The 12,006-nt window shown below is 71.9% G+C and carries 11 protein-coding genes; 8 read left to right on the top strand and 3 right to left on the bottom strand.

What is annotated here, in order from left to right; translation table 11 throughout:
* Positions 1-9 precede the first annotated feature (9 nt).
* From aztB to AB0I03_RS15730, 7 genes are all read left to right on the top strand, one after another.
* Positions 10-858, top strand: a complete 849-nt coding sequence (aztB, locus tag AB0I03_RS15760; RefSeq protein WP_360412673.1) for a zinc ABC transporter permease AztB — start codon at positions 10-12, stop codon at positions 856-858.
* A complete protein-coding gene (locus AB0I03_RS15755) occupies positions 859-2,013 on the top strand; it encodes a hypothetical protein (RefSeq protein WP_360412670.1) in 1,155 nt (384 codons plus the stop codon).
* Positions 2,007-2,945, top strand: coding sequence for a zinc ABC transporter substrate-binding protein AztC (gene aztC / locus AB0I03_RS15750; protein WP_360412667.1), 939 nt, complete (start codon positions 2,007-2,009; stop codon positions 2,943-2,945). The genes AB0I03_RS15755 and aztC overlap by 7 nt, the downstream gene beginning before the upstream one ends.
* Before the next feature lie 54 nt (positions 2,946-2,999).
* Positions 3,000-4,145: a zinc metallochaperone AztD gene (aztD, locus tag AB0I03_RS15745; protein ID WP_360412664.1), complete on the top strand. Its 1,146-nt coding sequence runs from the start codon at positions 3,000-3,002 to the stop codon at positions 4,143-4,145.
* A 140-nt stretch (positions 4,146-4,285) separates the two neighbouring features.
* Positions 4,286-4,765: a GNAT family N-acetyltransferase gene (locus tag AB0I03_RS15740; protein WP_360412661.1), complete on the top strand. Its 480-nt coding sequence runs from the start codon at positions 4,286-4,288 to the stop codon at positions 4,763-4,765.
* A 290-nt stretch (positions 4,766-5,055) separates the two neighbouring features.
* Complete coding sequence (locus tag AB0I03_RS15735) at positions 5,056-6,831, top strand: beta-galactosidase family protein (protein ID WP_360412658.1); 1,776 nt, start codon at positions 5,056-5,058, stop codon at positions 6,829-6,831.
* Between the two features lie 91 nt (positions 6,832-6,922).
* Positions 6,923-7,963: a LacI family DNA-binding transcriptional regulator gene (locus AB0I03_RS15730; protein WP_360412655.1), complete on the top strand. Its 1,041-nt coding sequence runs from the start codon at positions 6,923-6,925 to the stop codon at positions 7,961-7,963.
* 55 nt (positions 7,964-8,018) lie between these two features.
* On the opposite strand, the gene AB0I03_RS15725 is transcribed toward AB0I03_RS15730, so the two are convergent.
* The 3 genes from AB0I03_RS15725 to pip all read right to left on the bottom strand — a co-directional run bounded on the left by AB0I03_RS15725 (position 8,019) and on the right by pip (position 11,355).
* Positions 8,019-8,492, bottom strand: a complete 474-nt coding sequence (locus AB0I03_RS15725) for an SRPBCC family protein (RefSeq protein WP_360412652.1) — start codon at positions 8,490-8,492, stop codon at positions 8,019-8,021.
* Positions 8,493-8,595: 103 nt separating this feature from the next.
* On the bottom strand, positions 8,596-10,194 hold the full coding sequence (locus AB0I03_RS15720; protein WP_360412650.1) for an NAD(P)/FAD-dependent oxidoreductase: 1,599 nt from the start codon (positions 10,192-10,194) through the stop codon (positions 8,596-8,598).
* A 192-nt stretch (positions 10,195-10,386) separates the two neighbouring features.
* Positions 10,387-11,355: a prolyl aminopeptidase gene (gene pip, locus AB0I03_RS15715; protein ID WP_360412647.1), complete on the bottom strand. Its 969-nt coding sequence runs from the start codon at positions 11,353-11,355 to the stop codon at positions 10,387-10,389.
* A 46-nt stretch (positions 11,356-11,401) separates the two neighbouring features.
* Here pip and AB0I03_RS15710 point away from each other — a divergent pair, with 46 nt between their 5' ends.
* Entirely contained in the window at positions 11,402-11,887 is a 486-nt protein-coding gene (locus AB0I03_RS15710) for a MarR family transcriptional regulator (protein ID WP_360412644.1), read from the top strand.
* The last annotated feature ends 119 nt before the right edge of the window (positions 11,888-12,006 follow it).

Raw genomic sequence — 12,006 nt, 5'->3', positions numbered from 1 at the left:
GTTCGCCCCATGGAATGGTTGACCGATCCCTTCGAGGTCGGCTTCGTGGCGCGGGCGCTGTGGGGCGGGCTGCTCGTCTCCGTGATCTGCGGACTGGCGGGCACCTGGGTCGTGCTGCGCGGCATGGCCTTCATGAGCGACGCCATGGCGCACGGCATGCTCCCCGGAGTCGCGATCGCCTCGCTGCTCGGCGGCAGCCTCCTGCTCGGGGCCGCGCTCAGCGCGGTCGCGATGACCCTCGGCGTGACGGCACTCTCCCGCACTTCCCGGCTCTCCCAGGACACCGGTATCGGGCTGCTCTTCGTCGGCATGCTCTCGACGGGCGTCATCATCGTGTCCCACTCCCAGTCCTTCGCCGTCGACCTCACGGGATTCCTGTTCGGAGACGTGCTGGCAGTGCGCGAGATCGACCTCCTGTTCCTCGCCGGGGCGCTGGCCCTGGCGCTGGTGCTCACCGTCGCCTTCCACCGCTCCTTCGTGGCGCTGTCGTTCGACCGGCGCAAGGCCGCGACCCTCGGGCTGCGGCCCGGCCTGGCCCACGGCCTGATGGTGTCGCTGCTGACGCTGGCGATCGTGGCGTCCTTCCATGTCGTCGGCACGCTGCTGGTCTTCGGCCTGCTGATCGCGCCGCCCGCGGCGATGGCCCTGTGGGCCAACCGGATCCCGGCGATCATGATCGGCGCCGCCGTGATCGGCGGCATCGCCACCGTCGGCGGGCTGCTCATCTCCTGGCACCTCGGGACGGCCGCGGGCGCGACCATCGCCGCGTTCGCCGTCGCCTGCTTCTTCGTCTCCGTACTGGCCACCCTGGTGCGCGACCGACTCCCGTTCACCGCAACCCCGCTGAAAGGACACTGAATGCCGATTGGGACAAGGGCCCGGGTCGCCGCCGCGGCCGCCGGCTGCGCCCTGCTGGCGAGCTGCTCCAGCGGCTCCGGCACGCCGCCCGCCGAGGCCGAGCCCACCCCGCACGGGTACGTCGAAGGCGCCGAAGAGACCGCCGAAGCGCAATGGCGCCTGGTCATCGCCGAGGCAGGCACCGGAGAGGTCCACCTCTTCGACCCGGTGACGGAGGAGTCGACCGAGATCGCCACTGTCGACGGGGTGCAGGCCGCTGGCACCGACGGCCGCTTCGTCTACATCACCGGCGCCTCGGGCACCCAGGTCGTCGACAGCGGGGTCTGGACCGTCGACCACGGCGACCACGTGCACTACTACAAGACCGAGCCCGGAACGGTCGGGGCGATCGACGGCACCGGGTTCACGCCGGTCGGCGATCCGGCGGTGACCGTGCTGAACTCGGCGCAGGCGGTAGTGCCGCTCGACCGCGTGGCTCTGGAAGCGGGCGAGATCGCGCCGACCGGCGATCTGCAAGCGCAGGCGGCCCTCGCCTACGACCAACGGCTGCTGGCGGTCGTCGACGGCGCAGTCCAGGTGCTGGGCCGCGACGGCACGCTCGAGTCCGAGCTGGCCGAGCCCTGCCTGGAACCGCAGACACCGACGATCACCCGCCGCGGCGCGGTGTTCGCCTGCCAGGACGGCGCCCTGCTGATCAGCGGTGAAGGCGACCTCATCGCGGAGAAGATCCCCTATCCCGACGCCGGCATCGACGGCGGCTTCCACCACCGTCCCGGCACCGCGCTGCTGGCAGCCCGCAGCCAGACCGGTGCAGTCCTGGTGCTGGACCTCAAGGAACGGCAGTGGCGGGAACTCGAGGTGCAGCACGCGGTCGCGGTGAGCGCGACCGGCGAGGACTCCCCCGTCCTGGTGCTCACCGAGGACGGCGTGCTGCAGTCCTTCGACCCCGCCACCGGCGCCGAACTCGCCCGGATCGAACTGACCACGACCACCGGCGGCGCGCCGCCGACGATCCAGGTCGACACCGCCCGCGCCTACGTCAACGACCCCGGCGGCACCGCGGTCCACGAGATCGACTACCGGGACGACCTGCGCCTGGCGCGCACCTTCGACCTGGACTTCCGACCCGACTACATGGTGGAGACGGGATGGTAGGCACCTGGACCCGGCGCGCACTCGCGATCCTGCCGCTGCTCGCCGCCGCCGCGCTGTCGGGTTGCGCCGCATTCGAATCCGAGCGGTCCGGCATCGTCGTCACCACCAACATCCTGGGCGACCTCACCCGGAACATCGTCGGCGACCAGGCGGAGGTGACCGTGCTGATGGGCGCGGACGCCGACCCGCACTCCTTCGGGGTCTCCGCGCAGCAGGCCGCCTCGCTCGAGCAGGCCGAACTGCTGATCCACAACGGACTGGGCCTGGAAGAGGGGGTCCTCGGCCATGTGGAGGCGGCCGTCGCGACCGGCGTGCCGGACCTGGCCGTCGGCGAGCACGTCGACCCGATCGACTACGCCACCGACGAGAACACAGGCGAGTCCGCCGGGCAGCCCGACCCGCACTTCTGGACCGACCCCGTGCGGGTGAGCGACGCCGTCGACCTCATCGCCGACACGGTGATCGAGCAGGTCCCGGGCGTCGACGCCGAGCAGATCCGCGCCAACGCCGACGCGTACCGGACGCAGGTCGACGACCTGCACGAGTACGCCTCCGAGCTGTTCGCCGGGATCCCGCCGGAGCACCGCAAGCTCGTCACCAACCACCACGTCTTCGGATACCTGGCGCAGCGCTACGACTTCGAGATCATCGGCGCGGTCATCCCCAGCGGCACCACCCTCGCCTCGCCCAGCGGCTCGGACCTGAAGGACCTGGCCGACGCCGTCGCCGCATCCGGCGTCCCCGTGGTGTTCGCCGACTCCTCCCAACCGGACCGGCTGGTCCAGGCCATGGCCGAAGAGGCCGATGTGGACATCGAGGTCGTCCCGCTGTTCACCGAATCGCTCACCGAGCCCGGCGAAGGCGCCGGAACCTACCTCGAAATGACCCGGAGCAACGCCGAAGCCATCGCCGCAGGCCTTGGCGCGGCGTAACGCCTCCGAGCCGTGCAAGACCCCCGTTCCCATCAACGACAGAAAGCAATGCGCATGAGAATTCACAACCTGGCGATACCCTCGCTCCTGGCCACCGGGCTGCTGCTCGCGGGCTGCTCCGCCCCCGCCGAGGAGGCCTCTGCAGAGCAGCCGCTCGACGTCGCGGACGCCGTCGTCGTCACCTATGACGGCGGCCTCTACGTCCTCGACGGCACGACGCTCGAGATCATGGCGGACCTCCCCCTGGAGGGCTTCAACCGCCTCAACCCCGCCGGCGACGGACGCCATGTCCTCGTCTCGACCGCGGACGGATTCCGCGTCATGGACGCGGTCGCCGCCGAACTCACCGACGACGAGTTCGCCGCTCCCAAGCCCGGCCACGCGGTCAACCACGCCGGCGTCACGGCGCTGTTCTCCGACGGCGCCGGCGAGGTCACCGTCTTCAACCCCGACGACCTGGGCGACGGCCTGCCGGAGGCCGAGACCTACACGACCGAGCAGCCGCACCACGGTGTCGCCGTACAGCTCGAGAACGGCGAACTGCTCGTGACCCTCGGCGACGAGGAGACCCGGACCGGCATCAAGGTGCTCGACGCCGACCGCAACGAAATCACCCGCAGCGAGGAGTGCCCCGGCGTGCACGGCGAATCGGCCGCGCTGAACGAGGCGATCGTCGTCGGCTGCGAGGACGGCGTGCTCATCTACCGCGACGGCGTCATCACCAAGGTCCAGAGCCCTGATGCGTACGGCCGCATCGGCAACACGCGCGGGCACGAGGAGTCCCCGTACATCCTCGGCGACTACAAGGTCGACCCCGAGGCCGAACTCGAGCGCCCCGAGCGAGTGTCCATCATCGACACCGAGACCGGTGGGCTCAGGCTGCTCGACGTCGGCACCAGCTACAGCTTCCGGTCGCTGGCCCGCGGGCCGCAGGGCGAAGGCCTGCTGCTGGGCACCGACGGCGCGCTCCACGTCATCGACATGGCCAGCGCCACGGTCGTCCAGTCCTTCCCGGTGGTCGACGCCTGGGAGGAGCCGCTCGAATGGCAGGAGGCCCGCCCCTCCGTCTTCGTCCGCGGCGGCACCGTCTACGTGAACGACCCGTCCACCTCGAAGGTCTTCGCGGTGGATGTGGCGACCGGCGAGGTCACCGCCGAAGCGGACCTGCCCGAGCCGGCCAACGAGATGACCGGGGTGTAGCGGCGCCGGTCTGGACACGTCTTGCATCAATGCGGCCGCCGCACGCTTCGCCGGGAAGCCTGCGGCGGCCGCGCCCTTTTCCCGTCGCAGCGCGGGAAACTCGGTGGATTGCGGGCCGGCGCGACGGCAGACTGTTCGACGTGATCGATGTTCGGGTGCTCAGCGCCGACGACTGGCCGCTGTGGCGGCGCCTGCGCCTGGCCGCGCTCGCAGAGGCGCCGTACGCATTCACCTCCCGCCTCGCCGACTGGCAGGGGCCGTCGGACACCGAGGCGCGCTGGCGGGCCCGGCTGGCCGGGACGAACACGCACGACCTGGTCGCCGAGGACCGCAGCAGCCCGGTGGGCATGGCCAGCGGCATCGCGACTGAAGACCCGGGCATCGTCGAACTCATCTCGATGTGGGTGGCGCCCGAGGCCCGCGGGCGCGGCGTCGGCGACGCGCTGATCGGCGCGGTCGAGCAGTGGGCGCGGCGCTCGGGCGCGGGGACACTGCGGCTGTCCGTTGCCGCGGGGAACCCCGCCGCGGCGGCGCTGTATCGACGCAATGGGTTCGGCGACCTGCAGGGAACGCAGGACGCGGACGGGACCTGGCAGATGGCGAAGCGGCTCGAGGTCTGACGCCGCGCCGCAACACGCCCGCACGTCAGCAACGACTGCGCCGGCGCGATCGTCCCGGACGGGGCGTCCTGCGCGTGAACCGCGCCGCCACTTCGTGATCGAACTGGAATCCTTCCCGCCCGGGTTCCAGTTGACAACCGCCTCCAGCCCGAAGCACTATGGTTCGCGTTGATTGTTTACGTAAACATTTTGTTATTGGCTGAGGGAGTGCCCGTCACCGCGCCCCCGGGGAGGCCGGGCGGAGCCGTGCCGACCGAGTCCGAACCCTCCCACCACGTTTGGAGACCTCCATGCCGACATTCGAGATCGGCGAGCGGGACTTCCTGCTCGACGACCGCCCGCACCAGGTGATCAGCGGCGCTCTGCACTACTTCCGGGTGCACCCCGACCTCTGGGCCGACCGCATCCGCAAGGCGAAGCTGATGGGCCTCAACACGATCGAGACGTACGTGCCGTGGAACTTCCACGCGCCCGAGGCCGACGTGTTCGACCTGACCGGCCGGCGCGACCTCGGCCGGTTCCTCGACCTCGTCGCGGACGCGGGCATGCACGCGATCGTGCGGCCCGGCCCGTACATCTGCGCGGAATGGGACGGCGGCGGGCTGCCGGCCTGGCTGTCCGCCGACCAGCGCGTCGGCATGCGCCGGCACGAGCCGCGGTTCATGGCGGCGGTCGGGGGCTACCTCGAGCGGCTGCTGCCGGTCGTGGCCGAACGCCAGGTCACCCGCGGTGGGCCGGTCCTGATGGTCCAGATCGAGAACGAGTACGGCGCGTACGGCGACGACCCGGCACCCGACCGGGAGCGCTACCTTCGCGCGCTGGTCGACCTCACTCGCGCCCAGGGCATCGAGGTCCCGCTGTTCACCTGCGACCAGGCCGAAGACGCGATGCTCACCCGCGGCGGCCTCCCCGAGCTGCACAAGACCGCGACGTTCGGCTCCCGCAGCACCGAGCGGCTGGCGACGCTGCGCCGCCACCAGCCCACGGGTCCGTTGATGTGCATGGAGTTCTGGAACGGCTGGTTCGACTCCTGGGGCATGGAGCACCACCTCGCCCCCTCGGAGGCGAACGCGCGCGACCTCGACGTGCTGCTCGCCGCGGGCGGGTCCGTGAACCTCTACATGTTCCACGGCGGCACCAACTTCGGACTCACCAACGGCGCCAACGACAAAGGCCTCTACCGCCCGATCGCGACCTCCTACGACTACGACGCGCCGCTGGCCGAGCACGGCGCCGCGACCGAGAAGTTCCACGCGATGCGGGCCGTGATCGCCAAGCACGCCCCGGTGCCGGACGAGCTCCCCGAGCCGCCCGCGCCGGCCCCGGCGTTCGACGTGGCGCTCACCGAGCACCTGCTCGTCGGTGAGGCCGCCGAGCTGCTGGAGCCGATGCGCTCCTACGACCGCGCCCCGAGCATGGACGAGATGCGCCAGTGGTCCGGGTTCGCGCTGTACCGGACCCGCGTGCGGGCCGACGACGCGGTGCTCGTGGTCGAGGAGATCCGCGACCGGGCCGTCGTCATGCTCGACGGCGAACCGGTCGGGGTCCTGGACCGCGGTACGCACACCCGCGCGGTCGCGCTGCCGAAACGCGACGGCCTGCTGGAACTCCTCATCGAGGACCAGGGCCGGGTCAACTACGGGCCGCGCATCGGCGAACCGAAGGGGCTCATCGGGACTGCGCGGACGGCGACGCGTGAGCTGACCGAGTGGGAGGCGGCACCGCTCGCGCTCGACCGCGCGCCCGAACTCCTGGCCTCCCGCCCCTGGCCGGAGGGGTCGGGCCGGGGACCGCTGGCGGGGCCCGTCCTCGCACGCGGCGTCTTCGACACCGTCGCCGAAGCGGACCACCACCTGCGGCTGGACGGCTGGACGAAGGGGCTCGCGTGGGTCAACGGCGAACTCCTCGGCCGCTACTGGAGCGCGGGTCCGACCGGGACGCTGTACGTGCCGGGCCCGCTCCTGCGCGAGCGCGGCAACGAGCTCGTGGTGCTGGAGCTGCACGGCGCGGCGTCGCGGACGGCGAGCTTCGTCGAGGCCCCGGACCTCGGCATCACCGCGCTCTGACCGAGGCCTCACCAAAGTGCGGGACCGGCGGCGCCGGGGCGGTTGTATCCTCAAGGATCCGGATGGACGGCGATGACGAGCGAGCGTTTTCATGGGTGACGGTGAGGCTTCGGAGCAGCGCACGCGGTCCAAGTCGAAGCCCTCGATGTTCGACGTGGCGGTCCGCGCGGGCGTCTCCGCCCAGACCGTCTCGCGGGTGTCCATGGGCGCCACCAATGTCCGCCCGGCCACCCGCGACAAGGTCCTCGCCGCGATGTCCGAGCTGGGGTACTCCCCCAACTCGGCCGCCCGGGCGCTGCGCTACGGCACGTTCCAGACCATCGGGGTCATCACCCACAAGTTCAGCCGCACCGGCGAGTCCCGCACGGTCGAGGCGATCGTCGAGGCGGCCCGGACCGCGCAGTACACCGTCACCTTGGTCGACGTGGAGAGTCCGGTGTCGACGGAGGTCTCCGACGCCGTCACCAGGCTCTCCAACCAGTCGATCGACGGCCTGGTGATCATCCGGGCCGAATCGGTGGCACCGGCCACGCTCTCCATACCGGCCGGGCTGCCGGTCGTCGTCTCGGACTCGCGGTTCGTCGGCCACCACCCCGCCGTGGGCGCCGACCAGTTCGGGGGCTCGCAGCGGGCCACCGAGCACCTGCTGGGCCTCGGCCACCGCACGGTCCATCATGTCGCCGGCCCCGACAGCTCGGGCCCCTCGCAGCTGCGCATCGACGGGTGGCGCGCCGCGCTCGACCAGGCCGCGCGCCCGGCGCCGCCGATCATCCGGGGCGACTGGTCGGGCCGGTCCGGCTACGAGGCCGGGAAGCGGATCGCCCGCGACACCGATGCGACGGCGGTGTTCTGCGCGAACGACGAGATGGCGATCGGCGTCATGCACGCCCTTCACGAGGTCGGCCGCCGGATTCCGGCCGAGGTCTCGGTCGTCGGGTTCGACGACATCGCCCTCGCGGCCGATGCCTGGCCTCCACTCACGACAGTGCGCCAGGACTTCGCCGCGATCGGGGACCGCCTCATCGAACTGCTCCTGCGGCAGATCCGCGACGGCGAACGGCTCGAAGACGTCCACGAGACCGTCCCGGTCGACCTCGTCATGCGGGAGAGCACGGCGCCTCCCGCCGCCTGACCCAGCGGCCGGGTATGCGCCCCGGCCCTGCTGGTGCGAGTTCAAGATCGCGCGTTCAGCGCGAGCCGTGCTTGGCCTCGGCCAGTCGCGCCAAACGGCGCAGGGTCTCCCGGTTGCGGGGTGCGAACAGCTTGGCCTGCACCGGGTCCGGGAGCGCGGCGATCGGTCCCTTGACCGCGAGTTCGGTCATCCGGATCAAGGTCCGTTCCTCCTCAGCGGCGATGTCGAAGCGCACGCGCGCTTTCCCCAGCGGCCACATGCGGGCCTCCAGGACGAGAAGGTGCGGCGGGTCGGCGGCGACGACGATCGTGCTGTCCTTGATGACCAGCGGCCAGGGCCCGATGCTGTGCCGGATGCGGGAGCCCTTCGCGGGCCAGTGCTCGTCGGCGTCGCGGATGTTGGAGGCGCCCACGACCCAGGACGCGTAGTTCCAGCCGTCCGCGAGTACCGCGAAGACCGACTCGGGCGAGGCCGAGACGCGGGTGGTCACACCGCGCCGCATCGCCTCGGAATCCGTTTTCTGCCCCATGGTGCACCGCCTTCATCCGGCGCGGAGGTCGCGGCCGCGCGCTTCAGCAGGTGGCAGGTACCCGCCGGAACCGGCCGTAAAACCTGGTCAGAGCCGCGACAGGTCAATCCTCGCGGTAGAGCAGGCGGTGCGCGCCCGCGATGGCGGCGCGGTAGCCGCCGCCCGCCAGGCCGTTCCGCGCCAGCGCCGCGCGGGCGGCGTTCGCGCCCGCCGCGCCGTGGACGGCGCCGCCGGGGTGGGCGGAGGCGCTGGCGAGGAAGAGCCGGTCCATGACGGTGTCGGCCCTGGCGAGCCCGGGCACCGGTCTGAGGAAGAGCTGCTGGTGCACCGCCGCGGAGCCGCCGTTGATGGCGCCTTCGTCGAGGTTGCGGTCGAGCCCTTCGAGGTCGCGCGGTCCGCTGACGAGGCGTGCGGTGACCCGGTCGCCGAACCCGGGGGCGTGGTGCTCGACGGCCGTTTCGATGCGGTCGACGGCGCGGCGCACGCGGTCGGCGTTCCAGTCGCCCCCGCGGGGCAGCCGGGTGTACGCCCAGAGGGTCTCCGTGCCGGTCGGCGAGCGGGTCGGGTCGGTGGTGGTCATCTGGCCCATGAGCAGGAACGGTTCTTGCGGGTCGCGACCGGACGCGAGGTCGGCGCTCATCGTGGAGAGGCCGGCGAGGTCCGCGCCGAGGTGGATGGTGCCGGCGCGGGCGGCCTCCTTCGCAGTCCACGGCACGGGTCCGTCCAGCGCCCAGTCCACCTTGATCGTCGCGGGGTCCCATTCGAACGCCTTGAGGTCGGCCGCGAGACGCGCGGGAAGGTGCTCGCCGCCCACGAGGTCGAGATAGAGGTGCGGGGCCGCCACGTCGGCGAGCACGGCCCGCCGGGCCCGGATGAGGGCGCCTTCCCCGTCGCGGACGCCGACCGCGACGCCCCTGGCGTGCAGGATCTTCGCGGCCGGTCGGCCGCAGTCGATGCGGCCGCCGAGGGAGGCGAGCCGGGCGACCAGGGCCGCGGTGAGGCTGCCCGCGCCGCCTTCGGGCACCGGGAAGCCGACGTCCTGGCCGACCATCGAGAGCAGCCACCCGAACAGCCCGCTGCCGGCCTGGTCGGGGCCGAGGCCGCTGTGGATGGCGTTGCCGGCGATAAGGAGCCGGGCTCCTTCGCCGGTGAAGCGCTCCTCGCCGAACCGGCGGGCGGGCAGCATGAGGTCGCGGGCGAAGCGGAGCGCGCCGCCGGTGCCGAGGGCCCGCAGGAGACGGGAGCCGGCGCGGACCGGCGGGAACGGGCGCAGCATCGCCTCGACCAGGGGTTCGCGGACCCGGTGCCAGCGCTCGAACTCGGTACGCCATGCGCTGCCGTCGCCGGGGGCGAAGGCGTCGAGCGACCGGGCCGTGCGGTCGAGGTCCTGCGAGAGCACGGCCGCGCGGCCGTCGGGCAGGAGGTGGGCGAGCACGTCAGGGGCGCGCCGCCAGCGCAGGCCGTGCCGTTCGAGGTCGAGTCCGCGCATCACGGGCGAGACCCCGGCGAGCGGGTAGAACGCGCTGCACCGGTCCGTTCGGAATCCGGGGGTGATCTCGGTGGTGCGGACGGCGCCGCCCGGTTCTGGGGCGGCTTCCAGGACGAGTACCGCCCAGCCCGCCTCGGCGAGCAGGTTGGCGGCGACCAGGCCGTTCGGCCCCGCCCCTATGATCACCGCGTCGAACGTCTCGGCTTCGGTCATGCCGCGGCACCTCCTGTCAGCGCTCCGGGTACCCCGGGCGGACTTCGATGATGTACCGCCGGGGCGGCCGTGTATCCGGTTTTCGCAAGCGTCGCCGTCCGGTCGTGCCGGTCATCGCGACCGGGCCCGACGGCTGCCTGGTCGGGGCAGGTGGTCGGAGCGACCGATCTGGTCTGGCGGACACCGCCCAGTTCAGTCGGCGGTCGCGGGTCGGAACCGGTCCGTGGCCGCCAGTATCGCGTCGAGGGTCGTACTGCCGGAGACGCCGTGGCCCTCGCCGGCGATCAAGGTGAGCTCGGCGTCGGTCCAGACCTGCGCCACCTTCCACGCCACATCCGCGGGCCCGCTGATGTCCATGCGCCCGTGGATCAAAGCCCCCGGAATGCCGGCGAGTTTCGCTGCTTCGCGCACGAGCCGGCCGTCCTCCAGGAAGGCGGCGTGCCGCCAGTAGTGCGTGACGAGGCGGGCGAACCGCATCCGGAACACCGGGTCCTCGTACCGCGGATCGGGCTCGTGCGCGGGATCGGTCGAGACGTGCACGTCCTCCCAACGGCACCACTCGATCGCGGCCCGTTCCCGCATCGCCGGGTCGGGGTCCTCCAGCATCCGGGCGTACGCGTCCGCGAGGTCGCCGTCGCGCTCGGCTTCGGGCACGGCGTCCCGGAAGCGCGCCCAGGCTTCGGGGAAGATCCGCCCCATGTCCCGGGTCACCCACTCCACTTCCCTGCGGCTGGTGTTGGTGACGCTGAACAGCACCAGCTCCGACACGCGATCGGGGTGCCGCTCGGCGTAGGCCAGCCCGAGCGTCGCGCCCCAGGAGCCGCCGAGGACCAGCCAGCGCTCGACGCCGAGGTGCTCGCGCAGCAGTTCGACGTCCGCGATGAGGTGCTCGGTCGTGTTGGCGGCCAATGAAGTATGTGGATCTGCCGCGTCGGGTGTGCTCCGGCCGCAGCCGCGCTGGTCGAGGAGCACGATGCGGTACGCGGCGGGGTCGAACAGCCGCCGCCAGAACGGCGAGTCGCCGGACCCCGGTCCGCCGTGGAGCACCACCGCGGGCTTGCCGTTCGGGTTCCCGCACACCTCCCAGTGGACGCGATTGCCGTCGCCGACGTCGAGCATGCCCTGGTCATGGGCTTCGGCGGGCGGGTACAGCTGGGCCATTGCGGCTCCTCCCCAAGATTTATAACAGTGCTGTTAGATTATCAGCATGAAGTACTCTCCCGAATCCGACGCCGTCGGCACCTTGCTCCGTCATGTGCTCGAGCTGCTCGAAGGCGACGTGGCCGAGGTCTACCGGGAGCAGGGCCTGCCCGAGTACCGGCCGCGCTTCTCCCCTGTCGTCCGGGCGCTGGTGGCCGAAGGCCCGCTCTCGATTCGCGAACTGGCTGCGGCGGTCGGCGTCACCCATTCGGCCGCGAGTCAGACGGCGGCGCAGATGGCCCGGGCGGGGCTGGTCGCCCACGCCGCCGATCCGCTCGACAGCCGCCGCCGACTGGTCTCGCTGACGCCGAAGGCCCGGGCGCTGCTGCCGCGGATCACGGCGGAGTGGGACGCGACGGTCGCGGCGATGGCCGATCTGGATGCGGAACTCCCGGTCCCCTTGGCCGAGCTCTTGACGGCGGTGGCGGACGCGCTGCATCGCCGTCCCCTGAGAGACCGGATCACCGCAGCGCAGGACGCCAGGGACGACTGACCCGCGTGTCCGAGTCGGGTTCGCCTCCGGCCCAGCGCGACCTGACGCTGCACGGGTTCCCCCGCGGCGGACGAAGCCCTGCTCGAGCCCGCGCCTCGCAGCGATCGATCCGACATGGC

It is taken from the genome of Glycomyces sp. NPDC021274 (assembly GCF_040641195.1).
Lineage (GTDB): Bacteria > Actinomycetota > Actinomycetes > Mycobacteriales > Micromonosporaceae > Glycomyces.
Note: the sequence above shows the minus strand (reverse complement) of the source record. Positions and strands in the feature narration are given on the sequence as shown.

Coding starts and splice junctions, on each gene's coding strand:
- aztB (WP_360412673.1), top strand. CDS start 10: ATGGAATGGTTGACCGATCCCTTCGAGGTCGGCTTCGTGGCGCGGGCG.
- AB0I03_RS15755 (WP_360412670.1), top strand. CDS start 859: ATGCCGATTGGGACAAGGGCCCGGGTCGCCGCCGCGGCCGCCGGCTGC.
- aztC (WP_360412667.1), top strand. CDS start 2,007: ATGGTAGGCACCTGGACCCGGCGCGCACTCGCGATCCTGCCGCTGCTC.
- aztD (WP_360412664.1), top strand. CDS start 3,000: ATGAGAATTCACAACCTGGCGATACCCTCGCTCCTGGCCACCGGGCTG.
- AB0I03_RS15735 (WP_360412658.1), top strand. CDS start 5,056: ATGCCGACATTCGAGATCGGCGAGCGGGACTTCCTGCTCGACGACCGC.
- AB0I03_RS15730 (WP_360412655.1), top strand. CDS start 6,923: ATGGGTGACGGTGAGGCTTCGGAGCAGCGCACGCGGTCCAAGTCGAAG.
- AB0I03_RS15725 (WP_360412652.1), bottom strand. CDS start 8,492: ATGGGGCAGAAAACGGATTCCGAGGCGATGCGGCGCGGTGTGACCACC.
- AB0I03_RS15720 (WP_360412650.1), bottom strand. CDS start 10,194: ATGACCGAAGCCGAGACGTTCGACGCGGTGATCATAGGGGCGGGGCCG.
- pip (WP_360412647.1), bottom strand. CDS start 11,355: ATGGCCCAGCTGTACCCGCCCGCCGAAGCCCATGACCAGGGCATGCTC.
- AB0I03_RS15710 (WP_360412644.1), top strand. CDS start 11,402: ATGAAGTACTCTCCCGAATCCGACGCCGTCGGCACCTTGCTCCGTCAT.